Source organism: Pseudoalteromonas holothuriae (genome assembly GCF_945859825.1).
Lineage (GTDB): Bacteria > Pseudomonadota > Gammaproteobacteria > Enterobacterales > Alteromonadaceae > Pseudoalteromonas > Pseudoalteromonas holothuriae.
In genome coordinates this window covers 351,357-372,161 of sequence record NZ_CAMAPC010000001.1, presented here as the reverse complement: position 1 = coordinate 372,161, position 20,805 = coordinate 351,357, and the positions used below count along the sequence as shown (strand labels likewise).

The following is a 20,805-nucleotide window of genomic DNA, read 5'->3' as shown; positions in this document are numbered from 1 at the left end:
TGCTCTGAGCGCAAACTTGTTATTATCCTTGTTTCGTCGTTATTGACGCTTTCTTCGTGAACTTACCTGAATACCTGATGTGCTCACTTTTGGTGCTTTATCAATTGCACCTGCCAAAGCTGAAAGTGTTGGCATTCTCATAAATGCCGACAAAGGTACTTTGACTTTAAATTCTCTTTGTACACGAGCCAGTATTTGACTGGCTTTGAGCGAGTGACCACCAAGTTCAAAAAAGCTACAATGCTGCCCAACTTGCTGTACATGTAATTGTTCACGCCATATTGCCGCTAATTTTTTCTCGGTTTGAGTATTGGGGGGTAAAAACTCAGTGTTCGCTGGTGCTAAACAATCGAGTAAGGCTTTACGATTAACCTTGCCGTTGGCAGTGAGCGGCAATTGTTCAATGTGCTGCCATACATCTGGACGCATAAAATCAGGTAATGTTTTTGCCAGCTCAGTTTGTAAGTTGATTTGCAACGACGGCCAGTCAGTTATCGCCGGTTCTGGCACCACAAAAGCAATGATACGAGCCCGTGTATTGGCACTGCCCTCACTTTGATGTAATACCACCGCCACATGCGCGACACCTGCTAGGTTTAGAATATTGTGTTCTATATCACTGAGTTCAACGCGGTGCCCTCTAACTTTAACTTGTTCATCAGTGCGACCTAGGTAGTGCAATCGTCCAAGGTAGTCAAAGCTTGCTCTATCGCCAGTTTTATAAAGTATTTCGTTTGCTTTAAAAGGGTGCGCTACAAATCGTTCGTTCGTCAATTCTGGTTGGTTAATATAGCCTGCCGCTAACCCTGCACCACCAATATACAACTCACCTTGCGCACCAATTGGCAGCAAAGCTAAATCTTCACCTAATACATAAAGTTGAGTATTTTGAATGGCTCGGCCAATAGCTACATCCGCCGATTGCTCTCCCTCTGGCACCACATAAGTACAGCACCCAACGGTGGCTTCCGTTGGCCCATATTCATTAACAATACGGACCTTGTTAGCTAACCAAGGTTGGCACGTTGCTTGATGCAACGCTTCGCCGCCAACGACCAAAGTATGAATATTGGCTTTAAAGTCATTACCAAACTCTTGATAAATCATATCTAAATGGGCTGGCGTTAATTTTGCCAAACAGAATTCACCTGTTTGAATGCCTTGAGCAAGTGCCATTAGCTGGGTTTGTTCATCAAATAGCACTACTTGCGCACCACTTGCTAAAGGCGCTAGCAAACTCGTTATTGTCGCATCAAAACTGATTGAGGTAGTCACGGGCACCTTGCCACCCGCAGGGTAATTATATTCACGTTGACAATGGCTAATATAATTAACCAATGCCTCATGGCTAACAGCCACACCTTTTGGTTGGCCCGTCGACCCCGAAGTATAGATCGCATAACAAGGGGATTGATGCGATAAATGTGGCCATACTTCGGGGCGCGGGAGCGGCTGTTGCACCAGCTCATCAACTTGATAAGCTGAAACATCAATACTGTGTGCCCAAGCAACGTTTGCTTCATTACTGAGTAACATCATTGCTTGGGCTTGTTTGAGCATATATTGCTTACGCTGGATGGGGTAATTTGGCTCTATCGGAATATAAGCCGCGCCAGCGCGCATAATCGCAATAATTGCTACCAATAAATCACTATGAGCGTCATAACAAACCCCCACATAATCACCACCACTTAACCCTTGCGCAAGCAAGGCACTGGCCAGTTGCTCACTGCGTTGTGCTAACTGCTGATACGTAAGCGCTTGGTTTGGTGCATAGACCGCGCATTGTTCTGGGTACTGTGCCACGGCACTGTCAAATAGCGCTAAGAAGTTTGCCATGGGTAATGATTGACTCTGCCCTTGCCACTGTTCGAGCAACAATGTTTGCTGATATGCGGGTACGGTGTTAATACTTGCTAATGACTGATTTAATTGCGCACATGATAGCTGGTTTAATACGGTATCTAATTGCGCTACCAACCCTAACAATTGCTCGCCCCCTTGCGCACTTGGGCTGTGGTAATTGAATTTAATTTTCAGCCCTTGGTGCTCACTAATAACCAAAGTGAGTGGCGTTTCTGTTTTCTCAATCGCAAAATCAAATACAAAGTGGCTAGGGTGCGTTTCATGAGGATAATTTTCAAATACCACTAAAGAGTCAAAAAGACGACTGTCGGAAGCAAGTCCTGCTATTACTTTAAGTTCCCCAAGGTTAACGGCATGACTTTGCACTTGACCCATTTGCAGCTGGATACCACTGAGCCAATCCCCCAGCGGTGCTTGACCATCATAAGCAATCGGCAATGGCAGAGTTTCAATAAACAAACCAATCGATTGCTGTAACTGCCCCCGCTCAGGTTGTCGCCCGGCATGGGTTACGCCATAACATACTCGTGATAGCCCTTGCTGGCGCTGTAAAACAAGCGCCCAAGCACCTTGTAATACGGTATTGATAGACACATTCGCTGTGCGTGCTAACCTCTTTAAGGCATTTGTTACAGGCTCATCAAGCTGTAAAAACTCGCTCATATAATGGCCTACTTCACCATCAGCTTGTTGCATCACCGATAGCGTATCTAATGGCAACTTGGTGTGTACAAAATCAGCTAACTGAGCTTGCCAAAAGGGCGCGACAATGCTCAACTCACGCTTTTGAGCCAATAAATCATAGCTGCTCTGGGTAAGTCGCTTATTATTCAATAAGGCGGTAAATTGCGCTAATAGTAAGCTCACAGACCAGCCGTCCAAAATGCTATGATGGTGAACCAACAGCATTTTTATTTGCTGTGCTTGCTCTATCCAATACACTCGGTGCAGCGGCGCTTGGCTAATCGTAAACCCTTGCGCTTTATCTGCTTCAAGCAACGCATTTAGCTGCTGCTCAGTGTGTATATCAACCGCCTGCCAAACAGCCTCAACCTGTGACTCTATCGCAACAATTGGCTCATCACCATAATCTGTAATAAAGCGGGCTCTGAGCATCGGGTGGGTGTTAACTAACTGCTGCCAACACTGCTTGTAGAATGCTTGATCACTTACGGTGGCTTGTGGCAAATCAAAACACAGTTGCTCATGATAAAAATGCGCACTGTCGTGATGTAGACTATGAAACACCATCGCCTGTTGCATGCTGTTGGCTGGGAGCAAATGCTGCACATTGGTATCATCTTGAAGCTGTTCAAATTGTGCCGCAGTTATTGCCACTTGCGGGTCACAAGCCGTTAAAAATGTATGACTTTGAGTATGCTGTAACAACACCACCATCGCATTTAAATTCGACTCAAAACAATTAGCCAGCTCTTGGAGGCGCATCGCGCTGTCACCATGCACAGCATGCGACCAGTAGAGCTTAAGGCCATTTTCTGTCGCTTCAACATCTAGTGTTAGTGCAAACCCTCGCTGATTTTTTGCCCCCACCTGATGCGCAAGTAATAGTGCAGGGTCCAATCCAATAGCAAGCTCATTTGTATTTTGTGATGATTGTCCTAAAAAGTTAAGACATACATGCGCCTTTTCCAAACTGTTAATGTCTATGGTTCGATCAACACTAGCAAGTTGCTGAGCAGACAATACTTGTTGCCTACTGGCATGGAGCGTGTCTAATAATCGACCGGAGGTTTGTACAAGGAGTGGATTAAAATGTGTAAACCAACCAACAGTTCGGCTCACATTCACAGCGTCAACGGTGCGTCCGTGACTTTCTCCTGCAATCAATACTTGATCTATCGCAGCCCATTCGCGAATAGCTTGCGCGAGTGCCGCTACCAATACAACTTGTTGGGTATTTTGTGCCAATGCACACTCATTTAACTGGGTATATAAGTCAACCTGCAAGGTCTGTGTTAATACCTTTGTGTTGCCAACCAGTAAAGCGCCTTTAAAATCATCGCTGTATAACGGCAAGCGAGACACTTTATTAAGTAAAAGTGACGATGGTTTAGCAATTTGATGAGTATCACACCATGCAGCCCAGTTTACATAACTACTTGTTGCGCTAGCTAACTCAGCAGGCTGTCCAGCTAAGTGCTGTTGATACGCTTGGTTTAAATCTTCAACAAGAATCTGCCAAGAAACATGGTCAACCGCACCATGGTGTATTACCCACAATAAACGCGGTTGGTTATCAGCTAAGGTAAATAAGCGAGCTGCCCAAGGTCCTTGTGTAGCCAAATCTAAGCTCGATTGTAATGCACCCAACCAATCGTCAAATTCATTGTCTGTCAGGTGAATGCTCTGACCTAAAGTAACGCCTGTGAATGGTACGCCAATTGAGGCGTGCCACTGCTGCGCCTGTTGTAATTTAAAGCGGAGCATACCGTGGTGATTTACCACACTCAGTAGTGCACTTTGTAATGCCTGCACATCGTAATTATTCGGTAGCGTCAAAATACGCGACTGATTAAGGTGATTTATTTGCGCAGCGTTATATTTAACGGCCCATTTCAAGATAGGTGTTAAGGCAAACTCTCCCTCATGTTGCGTATATTGTTGCTGCGTTTCGCTTACTACAACCGTTGCTAGTTGGGCGATAGTCTGATGGGTGAGCATCATTCTTGGGGTGATTTTAAGCCCTTGCTCTCGTGCCTTAAAAATGATTTGTAAACTAATGATTGAATCGCCACCTAAAGCAAAAAAGTTATCCTCAACAGCAATATCATCTTGCTTTAGTACCACTTGCCAAATTGAGCGTAGTGTCTCAATAACAGGTGAATTACTTTGTTCAACGTCATATGTTTGCACTTTTGGTTCAATGGCACACAGCGCATTTCGATCCACTTTACCATTATGCGTCAAAGGCATTGCTGATAACTCACACAATTGTGCAGGGATCATGTATTGAGGCATTGTATTGCTCAAATGCTGACGCAATTGTTGTTGGCTTATAGGCTTAGCGCAAACATAATAAAGCGCCAATACCTTATTACCTTTAACATTGGTTTTTATCAATGCAATGGCATCGGTTACAGCCTCAATATCGAGCGTACAGGCTTCTATTTCTGACAACTCAATACGATAGCCGGCAAGTTTTACTTGATTATCTTTACGCCCTAAGTAAACCAACTGCCCGGCATTGTTATACTTAACTAAATCACCACTTTGGTATATTTTTCGTTTCGCATCATAAGGATGCTGGATAAATTTCTCAGCGCTCATGTCAGGCAAATTCACATAACCATGGGCCAAACCAAAGCCCGCTATAAATAGCTCACCGACCACGCCTTGAGGTACTTGATTGCCATCTTGATCAAGTACTAACAGCTCAGTGCCAGCAATTGCATTACCAATTGGGACCGCTCCACTTTCTTTGCAGTGTTGGGGTTCAAATCGATAAATACTACACCCTACCGTTGCTTCTGTTGGGCCATACTCGTTAAACACCACCACTTTTGTATGCTGCCATGACTCCAAAGCACCGTAGTGCAGTGCGTCCCCACCGATGATCAGAGTTTCAACATTGCCTAAAGCATGTTTAGGTACATGCTGGCGTAATACATCTAAATGCGCTGGGGCTATTTTTACCGCACTGTAGCAACGCTCAGACCAAAGAGTACACAATGACTCCAATGGCGTTGACGGCTCTACAATATACAATGGGCGTCCTGTTAACCATGGCAAAAATAAGCTTGTTACTGTCGCGTCAAAGCCAACAGAACTATGTAAGATCATACCCCCTTCAGTTTGCTCTGACAGGTATGTTGTCTGCGCAAATTGTAGATACTGGGCCAAGCTTGATAACCCAACTTGCACCCCTTTTGGTTTACCTGTAGAGCCTGAGGTGTAAATAATATAGCCAGCCTCGGCATTAGGTGCAGGCTGCCAATCCATCCAGAAGTGCTGCCAAGGTAACGACCTATTATCAACCACAGTACAAGGGGTAAGTTCATCGAACTGACACACTGATTCACATGACTTGTCGGTCAATATCATATCTGGCGACGCATCAGCGATAATGTGCGCGATACGCTGCGTAGGATAGCTAGGGTCAACGGGGATATAACACCACCCTGCTTTAATAGCCGCTATGATGCTTATCACTAACATCGGTGAATGTTGCTGTAATATTAAACAACGCGGCTGCAGGCCATTTATGGTTCTTTGTTCACGCAACCAATTGGCCATTTGATTACTATGTTGCTCTGCTTGTTCATAAGAAAGCTGTATATCGCCTTGTGATAACGCTAATCTAGCACCATGGCGCTTCGCTGCATGGCCTAAGGTTTCTGCTAGCCAAGAGGCAGGCATGGGATGCTGGTCAATAAAGCCTGGACGTTGATAAGCTTGCGCCGTAATAGGCACATCAGCCAACGCCACGTTTTGTGTATCAATTTGAGCTAAAGAAGTTAAAAATAGATGCCATGCGGTTTGCAGTTGTTGCATCTGGTCGTCACTCACACGAGTACTATCATATTCCCATTTACAATTGGCTGTACTTTCAAGACCTTGTGCCTCAACGAACAAAGTAAGTGGAAACTTTGCCTGTTGACTATCAAAAGCCAACTGTTGTGACTGCACATTAGGTAGCGATTGTTCATTTGACGTTTCTTTATATACAAACATCACCTCAGGGGTTTTACCTGCACTCCAACCAACTGCATCAACCACGTCATCAAATGGCACTTGACCATGGCGAGTGGCATCTAAAAACCGTTTTCGAGTTTGATTGATTAAATGGTGAATGGTTTTTGTGCCATCACAATGCTGCCTCAATGCCAGCGTATTAAGCCTCAACCCTACATAGTCTTCTTGTGTCGATAGCCCTAAAACAGGCAATAACAAAGTAATATCTTGCTGTGCACCGCAATAGCGATATAAGAACGCATAAAACAAGCCAAACCAGCAGTTAAACTCTGAGCACTGAAGCGCTTTTGTTAAGCTGCGTAACCAACGCTGAGTCGACGCATCAATATGCTGTTGCACAATCGACACATCGGCCATATTATCAACTTTATTGGCTATAGGCAGGTTAAGCTGTGTTTGCGCATCACGCAGTTGGTTTTGCCAAAAATCAACACTATTTTGCCACGCTGACGATGACCTGTTTTGCTGCTGCCATAAAGCGTGTTTAATAATTTGATAATCGACATCAACTTGTGTGCAGCTTGTTATTACATCGCTGTTTACATCACAAAGCTGCAAATAACTTTTGTGCCAATCATCACGAAAGCGCGCCAATGCTTCTTGGTCTAACATAATGTGATGACAGCCCAATATGACCGCATGATGCAACAGGTGATCGGTCACAAGTACCAGCGTAAGTGGTACGCCCGCCTCTAAATCCCAAACCTGTTGTTGCACTTTTTCAGTGTACTGCTGACAAAAATCATAAAATAAGTCGGGCTGCGCTGCATAATCAACTTGCTGAAGCTGCAGCGGGCTATCAACGATGCGTTGCTGCAACCCTGAACTTGAATGCGTAAATTCACAACGTAATCCTGCATGTTCAAATAAAGTTAATTCAAGCGCCTTATATAGCTTATCGGTTTGCAGCTCACCAGTAAGAAAATCACAAAATGCCAAGTTATAACTGGTGCTATCAATATCAAGTTGTTGTAAGTAATAAAGCCGCTGCTGCGCAGCACTCATTGGATACCATGTTTGCGCGACGATTTGATGCTCAACAACCTCAGCCTGCGCAGTGGTATTTTGTTGTACTTGAGTAATATACGCAGCTAACTCGCTAACAGTTGGGTATCTAAATAGCTCACTGACTCCTAAGTCCAAAGCAAACGCTTTACTTAACACTCGCATCATAGACACAGCCAATAACGAGTTACCGCCTAAGCTAAAAAAGTTATCTCGAAGTGCAATGCGTTCAACAGCTAAGAAGTCTTGCCACACCGTCGCTATTTGGCTGGCAATTTCATTATCCCCATCAAAGTCTACAGCCTGCTTATTAGTTGTTTGTGGCTCAGGTAACGCTTTAACATTAATCTTGTTATTTGGTAATCGAGGAAAATCAGCCATAGCAACAAAGCGGTCTATTTGCATAAAACTTGGCAAATGCTCCGCTAAATAAGCCCGTAACTGCACTTCATCTAAATCATGTTTTCCGACACTGACATAAGCGACAAGTAATGGCGTAGACTGCACCTCTTTAACGATGACTTTAGCATCAATTATTTGCGCATCTTGGCGTAAAACAGTTTCAATCTCGCTGGGCTCAATACGATAACCTCGCACTTTAACTTGCTCATCAATACGCCCTAAAAATTCCAACTGCCCGCGCTGATTCAAACGTACCAAATCGCCTGTGCGGTACATTTTTGCTCCCTGTTGAGCACTAAATAGGTCAGGCACAAACTTTTCTGCGGTTAATTCTGGTCGGTTTAAATATCCCTTAGCGACACCGATACCACCCACATAGAGCTCACCTGGTAACCCCAGAGGGCGCAATTGTTGCGCGCTGTCCAAAATCCACGTTTGCACATTAGGCAGTGGATGACCAATATGAACAAGCTCATCATCCCAGTGTAATTCAGCATTACTGGCGCTGACCGATGCTTCCGTTGGACCATAGGAGTTAACAAAACGTCGCCCTTTACCCCATAACCTCAACAAATCAATCGCACACGCTTCTCCTGCAGTGATGATCACACTTAAATCTGGATAATCTTGATAGGGCAATGCAGCTAAAGAAGATGCGGGTAATGTAACATGCGTGATCCGTTGCTCAATCAGCGTGTTTGCTAAATCTGGACCGGGCAAAATCGCCAACTTATCAGCCATGACCAATACGCCACCCGAGCACAGCGTCATAACTATTTCCCATATCGAAGTATCAAAACTAAACGACGCAAATTGCAGCACTTTACTTCCCGGTTTCATATCCAGAAAGTCCACTTCCCCATATGCTAAGTTGCACACGCCAATGTGCGGCACCTCAACGCCCTTTGGTTTACCTGTAGAGCCTGAGGTATAAATAATGTAAGCAACATCTTGCCCAGTATGTTGTACATCTAACGCGACTTGATTAGTTCGCTCTTGCGATACACTGCGCTCAGTTTGAGTGCCATACTGATAGATCTCGCCGCCTTCATTAAACACTAAGCAACGTACATTCATCGCCTGATATTGATCGACAACTTGCGCTTCACATAACAAAAAATGCATTTGCGTGTCTTCGATAATAAACTCGCGCCGCTGAGCTGGGTAATCTGGGTCTAATGGCACATAAACTGCACCCAATTTTAAGATGGCATAAAACCCAACAACTAACTCAATAGAGCGTGAAATGCTCAAGCCAACTCGTGTGTCAGGGCGAACGCCCAACTGATATAACGCTTGTGCCCACTGCTGTGCACGCGCTTCAAGCTGCTGATAATTGATTGTTTGTGATTGATAGGTTACTGCGGTTAAATTAGGGGTTAATAGTGCTTGTGCTGAGATCATGCCATCAATGGTATGAATTTTGGGCATCTCTCCTGCCACACTTGCCATTGTTTTTAGCTGTTGGCACTGGGTATCACCTAACACACTCAGTTGTGATAAGGCCGCTGATGGCTGGGCCACAATATGCTCAAGCAGTTGACAAAAGTGACTGACTAACTGATTAGCTTGAAACTCATCAAATGCCACCGCGCCGTACTCAAATACACCGCGCAATTGACTCTCATGCAGCCACATATCAGCACTTAAGCTATAACGCGCAATTTGACCGTCTATCCGCTCTAACCCATTACGGGTATACAACACTGGCAAGGTATTTTCGTGATAAGCAAATAAGCTTTGAAAAACCGGGTGAAAACCCAGTGTGCCCTGCAAATTTAAATCACTCACCATATTTGCAAATGGGTACCGGCCATGATGAATGGCTTGTTGAATATTGCTAGCAACTTGGCTTAGCAACTCGCTAAATGATTGTTGCATATCAAAATCAGTGACTATCGGCAGCGGGTTAATATTAAATTGCCCTTGCTGAGAAGTCGCTAATTTAAATGGTAAACCGGTGATTATCTGTGACTGACCAGAATACTTAAATAAGAACACCCCAAAAACACTAAACAACAAGCTATTTAGCGAAACCTGTTGTTGTTGAGCAAGTTGCTGTAATGCTGCTGTTAACTGCTCAGAAAGTTCAAAACTGCGTAACCCACCGCTAAATGGTGTGCTGTTGTACTGCATACCAGTGAGATCAAGTTCTGTATTAACATCACTTAATTGCTGTTGCCAATAAGCCTGCGCAGCGGTTTCACTTGCTAACAATTGATGGTTATCTTGTTGTTCAGGAGCTTCAATCAGCGGTGTTTGGTAATAAAACGCCAGTAAGTTCTCAAATAACAGAGTAAACCGGTCCGCATCAGCAAGTAAATGGTGTACGCATAACGCTAACTTCCAATGCGTTGGCCCTTGCAGCAACAAAACTTTTACCAACGGTCCCTGCGCTAAGTCAAATGGCACACGCGCCCACTCTTGCAGTATATTATCAACCGACTCTTGTTGCTCAATCAGCCTATGGGCCAATACTGGTGAATTTCCTTGCTGCCAGCGCTGTGTATCTAAATCAACAGCTTGTGCCAGCTTATAGTGCGCCTCTAATTGGCAAAGCGCACTGTTCAGCTGTTCAACCTCTGCTTTACCCTCAAAAGTCATCACATAGGGCATATTATAAAGTGGTTGCTGGGCATAAAGTTGCTGTGTAAATACCAATCCTTTTTGCGCAAGTGTTAAAACATCAGGGTCGTACTGCTCATCATTTGGTATCTCTTGTGATACGTGTTCATATTGTTGATATAACGCTAATAAACGTGCAGCCGTTGGCTGACTTGCAAAATCAAAATAAGGTATTGAGACACCTGTTTTCTTTTTCACTTGAGCAAGTGCACTGACCAACTGTAAGGATGAACCACCTAGCGCATACGCAGATGTAGAAGCACAAAACTGTACAGGGGCAAAGATAGCCAACCAAATAGCCTTAATTGGTCCAGCAGCTAAGTGCTCTGGCTGCCACAATGTTGTCGAGTCATTTAGCGACGCTTGCTCTAACACCTTAGCATTTGCAAGCGGTAGCTCCCCTTTTGACAACTTAAGCAGCTGCAAACGGTCTGCTTTGCCATTGGGCAACAGGGCAATGTGAGCATGCTGATAAACCGTTGTTGGGACCATGTAAGCTGGTAACTGCTCACTCAACAAGTCATGTAAGGTGTCTAACTCAAGCTGTTGTGAACTAAGTAAATGGGCACATATCAAATGCGCACCCTGAGCGCTTTGATGGTAAGTCACAATGGCTTTTTCAACCACGGGCAACTGCTCATAAGCCAGCTCTATTTCAGCAAGTTCAACTCGCTGACCATTAATTTTAACTTGTTTATCTAAGCGACCTAAAATGACCAGATCGCCTTGGCTGTTAAGCTCACCTTGATCGCCTGTTTCATATTCAGTGTGCTGCTGATTGTTCTTAGAAAATGCAATGGCTTGTAAGCGCTTTGCACACCAATAACCTGAGGCGCTATATTGCGTCACAATAACCACTTCACCCCGGTTTTTAGGCGCAACAGAATGTGCATCATCAGCTTGCTTTAAACTAAAACTACTGTCAGCTATGGGTAAACCTACAGGAATGGTGGCACCTAATTTTTTTAGCTCTGATAATGGCAACTTAGGCACTTGATAACAAAAACGTGCCAAGGTGGTTTCAGTTGGGCCATATAAATTGTAAAGCTGTAATAACGGTGGTGCTACCTTATAAATATGCGCTACCAACTCTGGACGCAGCTTTTCTCCTGCCAGCATTAACGCACGAACATGATTAAAACCATTAGCAATATTACGCTCTGGCTGTTGTAACCAAAGCTCAACAATAGCGGGGACTTGGTGTACCAGGCTCACCTGTGAGTGCGCTAAAAATTGCAGTGCTTCCTCTGGGTTGAGTAAAATATGTTGATTGGTAGGGATCACCAAAGTTGCACCACAACACAGAGGTAATAATACTTCGCGTAATACGGGGTCAAACCCAACCGACGTTAACATACTGCTTTTATCACTGGGTTTTACTTGCACAAAATCAGCTTGCCAACGAATAAAGTGTGCCAACGACTCGGTGCGCCCTAAAATACCTTTAGGCTCTCCTGTTGAGCCAGAGGTGAAGTACAAATAACCTGACTTATGCGCATTACTGTCACTGCTATTACCAAAGGTAGACGTGTGAAGTATATTCTCATTGATAAATAGAGCATTCGCTGTATTAGGTAAAACAGCGGCTGTACTGTGTTCACACAAAATTACATCGGGTTGAGTTTGGCGTAAAATTAACTGTATTCTTTTGGAGGGCCATTTTGGGTCAATCGGAATAAAAATATGCCCAGCTCTTTGCGTCATTAACAAACAAACAACCCATAAAGGCGATTTATCTAGATATACGGCAACGCGCGCGGGCTGCTTAGCAGCGGCCATCACACTTAAATGCTCACAAACCGACGTTTGTAAACTCTGTACGCTTTGAGACAATTGCTGGTATGAATAGCTCATCAAGCCATATTCAATAGCAATATTTGAGTTGTACTGCTTGGCAGCCAATGCGAAGTCATGCCATACATTCATTGTTCTAATTCCCTAAACTTTTCAAAGCGCTCAGCGCGGTTGCGTATATTTTTATTTATAAACAATTGGTTACACCAGTTTCATTAAAACATTGATCATTCTAGCGAGCTAAATGACTCATTAACGGTGTTAAAAATTACTTATGTGAAATAACTACATACCGAAATTTTTATCGAACTACTAAGTCATTTATCTACCGCAAAAGGGATATCAATTTTGCATAAAGCTCAAATCCCCAAAATAAAAACGAGTTAACAAACACTCCATTTAATGCCTTACAAATGTTTAAAATTGTTAAAATCTATGAAACAACAACTTACATAAAAATAAATCTTTAAAATCAAAGGTATAACTTAGTTTTATTGCATTAAAAAAAACAAACCTGACCAATAAATGTATCCAAAAAAAATATGACCAAAATCATAAACCACCAACAAACCTTTGATAAATAAAGAGTTTACCTTTATTGGGTATATATATCATATACTCAGCTGTTTAAAGAAACTACAGCTCCTTACAATCACTTACTGAATTGTATTTTCGCACTCAGTATCTTAGGCCCGGTAAATACAACAGGCACTCATTAACTAAGCTCAGGTTGTTACAGTACCTATATCGTTATTTGAGACATATGCCTGCGTATTGCATTGAAACAGCACACAGATTTTTCGTTTAATAAGGAAGTCAGTGATGTGAATGAGCAGCACTGAGCTGTTCAGCAATTACCTCTGTGAACACAGCTAAGATTTAACAAGGAAAATACGATGAAAATGCATTTATATACACTCACATTAACATCTGCATTGCTGCTAGGTGCGACTAATGCGGCACATGCTGAAGGTAACTTTGGCTTGGGTCTGGGCGCATTTAATGGCTCTACCGTATATAAAAATATTGATACTGAAGTTTATATACTGCCAGTTTTAATGTATGAAGGTGAAAACTTCAGCCTGTCTCCAACTAGAGCAGAGTATCATTTACAGTTTAATAGCAATATGTGGGTAAGTGCGATTGGCGCGCTTAGATTACAAGGGTATGATGCTGAAGACAACGCCACATTCAAGGGTATGGACGACAGAGATATTGGTATTGATTTAGGTGCAAGTGTAAACTACTACTCAGAAGAAATTGGCTTTTTGTCAGTTGAATGGCTAACTGACGTAAGTGACGCCTCTGAAGGAGATGAGGTTTCTGCAATTTGGGCATATCCTATCGAAGGTAAAGCGCTTACAATTACTCCTAGTGTATTCTGGCGCTGGCAAAGTGAAGATTTAGTTGATTACTACTATGGCGTAACGAGTAAAGAAGCAACAGCAAGCCGTGCAGCTTATAAAGCTGACTCGGCATCCACTTTTGGTGCAGCACTTTCCCTTGACTACAAGCTAACTAAGAGTATTACGCTATTTAGTGAAGTTAGCGCATATTCACTTGATGACGAAATCAAAAATAGTCCACTCGTTGACGACGATAAAGACTACGGTTACGGCGCATCTATCGGTTTTGTGTATAGCTTTTAATATTGCAAATTCCGTGTTTGGGGAAAGCCTTTATCTTTAGGCTTTCCCCAACTCTATACTCGCCATGAGCATTTAACTATATACACTAAATCTCGATGTAATTGCATTTTCATCACGTTAATAAACACTTCTTTTTACCTGTATTTAAAGCATACCTTAACCAAATTCTAACCCAAACTTTCTACCTCAACAGTTGCAAAAGCTATTTACAAAGGCTTACTGACCAGTATTTTTTAAATCCGTATTATGCTCACTTATAACACACATTTTACTCTTGAGTTTATCACATACAAGGAGCGACCATGTTGATTCGAGCAACCGCGTTTACACTCATGCTATCACCAGTAATGGCAGTGGCTAACCCAATCGCAGCATCTGAAGGCGTACTTGAAGTTGTTGTTAATTCCGCAAAAAATAACGATGGCGAGATACAAGTCGCACTGATGAATAAAGCCGCACAGTTTGACTCGAAAGAGCCGCCTGTGGCCGTCTGTAGACAAATCGTAGATAAGCAAAAAGCACTGTGCAAGTTTGAAAAACTGCAACATGGTGAGTACGCTATTTTTGCCTACCATGATGAGAACAAAAACAAAGAATTAGATGAGAACTTCTTAGGTGCTCCCACAGAAAAGCTGGCTATCAGTGGTGTTGATTTAGCGCAGAATCAATCACCGACCTTTGTACAAAGTAAATTCAAGTTTAATAGCCAATTGGCACAAGTATTTATCAATTTACAGTAGTATTATTTGGAGCTTGCTATGAAGCGTGTATTTTCAAGTTTACGAGTAAGGCAAGCGATTGCCACGACAGTCGCGTTGTTTTTTTTATTAGTGGTATTAGATGAGCTAGAAAAAGCAGAGCAAGCTAACATCAAAAGACCGACTACAAATAATGCAGGGCCGAGCCTACATGTCGCTTCGGTGGTTAACATTGAGCCAGTAACACAACTTCCCAGTTTAATGCGCTTAGGATATGTTGAACCACTTAAAATGACTGAAATAACCAGCGATGTATCAGGGCGTATCATCTCTGTAACAGATGCTTTTCGTAAGGGTCAATTGTTAGACAAAAGTAGTGCGCTATTACATGTTGACCCACTACCTTATCGAGTCGCACTTGCCAACGCCCAATCACAGTGGGCGCAAGCAAAAACAGAGCTTAAAAATGCGCAAACTCAATACGACGCCAAAAGCTTGGTTGTTAAATCAGCGCAAAGTCAACTTAAGCTAGCAGAGCTACAAGTTGAACAAGCAAAAGTGGATTTAAACCGTACCGTCATAGCACTACCTTTTGATGGCGAGCTGGTACAAATAAAAGCGAACTTGGGCGAGTATGTAGGACCTGGCAGTTCAGTCGCATCAGCGTTACCCAAAGCAAAACGTGAAATTCGGGTGCCGATAAATATTGAAGAATTTGACGAACTAGATACGCCACTCCTTAATAAGCAACTCACCGTTTACAGTTTAAATAAGCTAAAAACTTGGCAAGGTAAAGTCACGGGTGTAAGTCACTTTAGCGAAAACCAGCAACGCACCTTATATGTGAGTATTGATAGCGAACATAGCAGTCTGCCGATGTTTGGCGAAAATGTGTACGTTCAGCTTCCTCATAAAAACTGGCAAAATACTTATTCAGTTCCAGAGTCAGCACTGACAGAAAAATATGAAATTTGGCTACTTGATGAACATAACAAAACATATCGCCACAAATTAAACGAATTTACTATGAATAACGGTATGGTGTACTTTCCAATGCCAAACCCCCAGTTTAAACGTGTGGTTGAGTTTCCAAGAGGCTACTTAAGTCAAGGGATGGAACTGGCGGTAAAGTCACCAATGACCACTAAGGAGGCGTTATGATCCAGTGGTTTATACGCCATCCCATTGCCTCAAATTTATTAATGATGTTTTTGTTGTTGGGGGGATTGCTAAGCGCCAATAATATGCGTAAAGAAATTGTGCCTAAGTTACCGTCCAATCAGCTTGTTATATCAACTTATTACGAAGGTAAAACTGCAGAGCAAGTTGACCGAGAAATCGGCCAAAAAATTGACCGAGCCCTTGAAGGGATCAGTGGCATAAAGTCGATTAACAGTATTGCCGGGCAAAATAGCCTCACTGTTACCATAGTTAAGCTACTTGACTACGACATGAACCGATTAATGGCAGATGTTAAATCGAGTATAGACAGCATTTATGATTGGCCATTACTTGCCGAGCGACCGCAAATAATACAAGAAACCTTAGTATTTGATGCATTACTGGTACAACTGCATGGCGATACTGACCCTGATAGCTTGATTAAAGTCGGTGAGACCGTTAAGCAAAAATTATTAAGCTACCCTGCCATTCAAAAAATTGAAGAATACGGTGCCCATTCTTATGCCGTGTATATCCAAGTTGACCCCTACAAAATGCGTCAATATGGGCTCAGCTTTGATGATATTTCTACTGCCATAAACCGCCAATCGGTACGTGCCAAAAGTGGTGTACTTAAAACCCCCAATGGTAAATACCTACTGTACTCTGACCATGTTGCAGAAACAGAAAAAATGCTTTCAAGCTTAGTGGTGACAGTTACAGAGCAAGGCCATATTATTTATTTGTCAGACATTGCTGACATTAAAGACGACATCACTGAACATGACTCAAATGTGACATTTAATAACCAAGCGACCATGGGCTTTGCGGTTAAAATGTCAGCCACCAGCGATGTGTTAGAAATTTCAGAACAAACTGAGCTTGCAGTTAAGGAGATTAAAGCCAGCTTGCCTAATAACTTAGATATTACAGTGTGGTTTAACGCTGCACACTATGTGCAAGAACGCTTGGATCTACTGCAAACAAATGCAATACAAGGTTTTTTACTCGTTTTTATTATCTTAACGCTGTTTTTAAATATGCGTTTAGCGTTTTGGGTTGCCATGGGCTTGCCAGTGGCGATTGCTGGCACATTTATTGTTTTAGGTGAGCTGGGTTTTCAGTACACCATTAACGAAGTAACCACTTTTGGCTTTATCCTTGTATTGGGGATTTTGGTCGATGATGCAGTTGTGGTTGGCGAGAGTATTTACAGCTATAAAGAAAAACATGGTACTTCTATAGAGTCCACAATTAAAGGCACAGAGCGCGTTGCGATACCGACGATTTTTGGGGTATTAACTACCGTTGCTGCCCTGCTGCCAATGACTCGATTTCCATCAGAAACGGGCCGTTTGTTCGCAGGCTTTGCGTGGGTTGTGATCGTTGCTTTGCTCTTTTCGTTAATTGAATCGAAGCTTATTCTGCCTGCACATTTACGGTCACTAAAATTTGATAATGAAGCAAACTCATTCACCAGAAAACTAACGGTTTACCCGCGTAAATTACTAGACTTATTAGCACATAAAATTTACCGCCCCGTGTTAGACGCCTGCTTAAGGTATCGCTATGTATGTTTATTTGGCTTTCTTAGCATGGTTTTCGGTATTTTAGGTAGCTTGCAAAATGGCACCATTCGCAGCGTGATGTTTCCAGATGTACCCAGTGATTTGATCATACTTGAACTTAATCTTGAACAAAACGTGCCAGTGTCGTTACTGCAAAAAGCAGAAGCACAAGTTAAGGCGGTAAGAGCCAATATCAATGAGCAATATAAACAAACGCATGCACTTGATGGGGATATTATTGAAAAAGCCATGACAGTAACCTTCGAGCAAGGCAACATTGTGGTGTTTGCAGAGCCAATAAGACGTGACCTACGTACCGAGATCAACCTTAGAAAGGTCGCTAATCAATGGCGCAAAGCGCTACTTGATATAGAAGCGCTACAAAGTGTTGAAGTCACCGTATCTTTAGAAGGCACAAGTGCAGGGACTTATATTCGACTCAACCACCCAGATATCAATAAACTGAACGAAATTAGTGAGTTCACAAAGCAGTGGTTAACCCGCCAAGAGGGCGTTAATAACGTACTAGAAGAAAACCTCTCAGCGATGCCGCAACTGGCCTTTACTTTAAAACCTGAGGCACAATTGTTTGGTATTACTCATCGTATGCTTTCAGAGCAATTGGCAACTGCTTATGGTGGCTTAGAGCTTGACCGTTTTTATCGCGACGAACATCGAGTAAAGTTGTATTTGACCTTCCACCAACAAATGCGAGACTCGCGCTCAGACCTTAACTCGCTATACATTTATAATGATAAAGGGCAACCGATTCCCCTCTCGGCAGTGGCTGATGTAGAAACAACCACGGTCAATAATACCCTCACCCGCTTCAATGGTGAGCTCACTCGCTCGTTAAAAATTGATGTTGATAAAAGCGTTATATCACCCGAGCAGCTCTATACGCAGCTGGAAAGAATATATAATAGAAGCGTAAAGTCGCAATACCCAAATGCTGGGCTTAAACGCGCAGGCGAGCTTGAGCAAACCGTTGAGTCAACCAAGGGCTTAGGTGTGGCATTTACCGTAGCTATTGCACTTATTTATGTGCTTTTAGCCATCCCGTTAAAACGCTATGGTCAACCTTTACTGATTGTGTTCTCTGTGCCATTTGGTTTAGTAGGGGCAGTACTTGGGCATGTTTGGTTAGGCCTGAGTGTAAGCCTTTATTCATGGCTGGGTATGTTAACGCTCTCAGGTGTTGTGGTGAACGACAGCCTATTGATTGTGAATCGCTATAACCAGCTTTGTCATGAATTAGACAGTAAAGTAGACGCCGTACGACAAGCCTGTTTAGACCGCTTTAGAGCGATATTTTTAACCACAATCACCACCTTTGCAGGGCTTTTACCACTTTTGAATGAAACCTCAGAACAAGCACAGTACTTGATCCCCGCGGCGGTGTCGTTGGCTTACGGCTTATTATTTGCAACCTTAATTTGTTTAATACTAATGCCCACGTTATTAATTATTTCATCAGATATTAAAGCGTTTGTTACCATGAGAGAGTTCACAATGGCAAAAGCGCATCAAACTCAAAAAGCTAAGGCGTTATAAGTATTAATACAGGGTTGCCAAGAGCAACCCTGTATTTGAATATTTAGGCAATATTGCCTAGCTTGCTATCAGCAGACCTTTCAGTACAGGCAAAGACATATTTTCGGTTAACTTAGCTTTTGTGCATATCATCAACGCTTTTGCTCATCATCTTTAAAATAAACTGAGGGAAAAAGCGGCTCATAAACTTCAGTTGATTTGACTGGCCTGGTCTAATTTCATCTTTATTTTTGTTCAAGCCACTGATTAAATCTGCAACCAGTTCAGCAACTGACATGGCGGTACTGCCTTGCATATCTTCGGCACTAAAACCATCTAGCAGCTCTGTTTTTGTGCCCGGAGGTGCTAATTCAAATACTTTAATATCGGTATTTCTCAGTTGCTCACGAAGCGATAAAGTATAAAAGTGCAGCGCTGACTTTGTGGCACTATAAATAGGAGAAACCGGCATAGGCACAAAAGCAAGGGCTGACGAAACATTAACAATGGCTGCATTTGAATTTTGCTTTAATAATGGTAAAAATTTATCGACCATCCAAATTGGCCCTTTTACGTTTATATCAATTTCTTTCACTAAACTTTGCGCACTGTGCGAGTGACTTTGTAAATTCACTTTAAGCATCATGCCAGCATTATTGATTAACATGTTAAGCTTTGGGTGATTTTTCGACACTTCGTCATATAAGATTTGAATATCATCGGGGTTACTTACATCACTTTTTATAGTATGTACCCCGTCTAATTGCGATTGTGCTTGTTGTAGTTTTTGTTCATTTCGCCCAGTTATAATAACGGTATTACCTAGCTCTAAAAAAGCCCTCGCCATTTCAAGACCAATGCCGCTTGTGCCACCTGTTATTAAAATCGTATTTTCGCTTAACTGCATTGTTAGTTATCTCTAAATGGTTAAATTTATCACCAAAGCATATACCACATTAGTATTTATGCGACATATCCCTTGCTCTGTTTAATAAAATGATAGCAACAACATTTAACAGTGTTGTGTCATACTAGTTACATTAAATAAATGCGCAAATATTGCGCCAGATAAATGCCTTAGTAACAAGGCAAAAAACCGGTATGTAGTTACTCTACATGAGTAATTTTTAACACAGTTAATGAATTATTTAGCTCGCTAGAATGACCATTTTTTAAATAAAATGGCTATCAATATTAAGGCGCTAATACTGCGCTTAACCTACTAACAAAAAAACTGGGCTGTAAAAGTTAAATCTATGCAGGTTTTGCAAAATAAGCCAATGTTTGCCTAATTGGGTAAATTGAAAGCGCAGCAACAGCGATGATGTTACATGCCCAGCCGCCAAACACATACACCATCTTTAGTTCGTGGTAATCAAAATAGCCGCGGGCGATTAATTGCATGAATAGCAAAGCCATAAAAACAAGTGTTGTATAAATGCTGACTCTTGCAGTCCTAGAAAAAAAACACCCCTTTAATCTGTGCAGACTAAATAAAGTCAGCAAGAACAAAAATTGATTTATCATTGCCGTTAAGTAAAACAGTTTTATTTGACCATCAATAGTGCTCAGTTGCGTGATAATAAAAGCATCAACTTCACCAGAGTAAAGGTGAAATAATAAATAACAAACCGCTGTCATGAAGCAAGAGTGCATTTCATGTAATCTTAAAGTACAAAGGTCCTCTTTTAGAGCAGTCAATAGTAACCACTTATGAGTAGGTAGCTGTGTCACTAAAAACCATATGACAATTAAGGTTTCATAACTTTTAAAAATCCAACCTAAATGACT

At 42.3% G+C, this 20,805-nt stretch carries 7 protein-coding genes; 4 read left to right on the top strand and 3 right to left on the bottom strand.

The window, feature by feature from the left end; all coding sequences use genetic code 11:
- Positions 1-39: 39 nt before the first annotated feature.
- Complete coding sequence (locus OCI93_RS01625; protein ID WP_261625618.1) at positions 40-12,537, bottom strand: non-ribosomal peptide synthetase; 12,498 nt, start codon at positions 12,535-12,537, stop codon at positions 40-42.
- 764 nt (positions 12,538-13,301) lie between these two features.
- Between OCI93_RS01625 and OCI93_RS01620 the strand changes: the two genes are divergently transcribed.
- From OCI93_RS01620 to OCI93_RS01605, 4 genes are all read left to right on the top strand, one after another.
- Complete coding sequence (locus OCI93_RS01620; RefSeq protein ID WP_261591638.1) at positions 13,302-14,054, top strand: MipA/OmpV family protein; 753 nt, start codon at positions 13,302-13,304, stop codon at positions 14,052-14,054.
- Positions 14,055-14,356: 302 nt separating this feature from the next.
- Entirely contained in the window at positions 14,357-14,794 is a 438-nt protein-coding gene (locus tag OCI93_RS01615) for a DUF2141 domain-containing protein (RefSeq protein ID WP_261591637.1), read from the top strand.
- Between the two features lie 18 nt (positions 14,795-14,812).
- Positions 14,813-15,913, top strand: coding sequence for an efflux RND transporter periplasmic adaptor subunit (locus tag OCI93_RS01610; protein WP_261591636.1), 1,101 nt, complete (start codon positions 14,813-14,815; stop codon positions 15,911-15,913).
- Positions 15,910-19,035 (top strand): efflux RND transporter permease subunit, encoded by a 3,126-nt coding sequence (locus OCI93_RS01605; protein ID WP_261591635.1) that lies wholly within the window; start codon positions 15,910-15,912, stop codon positions 19,033-19,035. The genes OCI93_RS01610 and OCI93_RS01605 overlap by 4 nt, the downstream gene beginning before the upstream one ends.
- 112 nt (positions 19,036-19,147) lie before the next feature.
- Here the strand turns inward: OCI93_RS01605 and OCI93_RS01600 are convergent, their stop codons facing one another.
- Both OCI93_RS01600 and OCI93_RS01595 read right to left on the bottom strand, forming a co-directional pair.
- Positions 19,148-19,921: an SDR family oxidoreductase gene (locus OCI93_RS01600; protein ID WP_261591634.1), complete on the bottom strand. Its 774-nt coding sequence runs from the start codon at positions 19,919-19,921 to the stop codon at positions 19,148-19,150.
- Positions 19,922-20,268: 347 nt separating this feature from the next.
- Positions 20,269-20,418: a hypothetical protein gene (locus OCI93_RS01595; RefSeq protein ID WP_261625617.1), complete on the bottom strand. Its 150-nt coding sequence runs from the start codon at positions 20,416-20,418 to the stop codon at positions 20,269-20,271.
- Between the last annotated feature and the right edge of the window lie 387 nt (positions 20,419-20,805).

Bases quoted from the DNA above. Each gene is read 5' to 3' on its own strand.
- OCI93_RS01600 (WP_261591634.1), bottom strand. From the start codon at position 19,921: ATGCAGTTAAGCGAAAATACGATTTTAATAACAGGTGGCACAAGCGGC.
- OCI93_RS01610 (WP_261591636.1), top strand. From the start codon at position 14,813: ATGAAGCGTGTATTTTCAAGTTTACGAGTAAGGCAAGCGATTGCCACG.
- OCI93_RS01625 (WP_261625618.1), bottom strand. From the start codon at position 12,537: ATGAATGTATGGCATGACTTCGCATTGGCTGCCAAGCAGTACAACTCA.
- OCI93_RS01615 (WP_261591637.1), top strand. From the start codon at position 14,357: ATGTTGATTCGAGCAACCGCGTTTACACTCATGCTATCACCAGTAATG.
- OCI93_RS01595 (WP_261625617.1), bottom strand. From the start codon at position 20,418: ATGCAATTAATCGCCCGCGGCTATTTTGATTACCACGAACTAAAGATG.
- OCI93_RS01605 (WP_261591635.1), top strand. From the start codon at position 15,910: ATGATCCAGTGGTTTATACGCCATCCCATTGCCTCAAATTTATTAATG.
- OCI93_RS01620 (WP_261591638.1), top strand. From the start codon at position 13,302: ATGAAAATGCATTTATATACACTCACATTAACATCTGCATTGCTGCTA.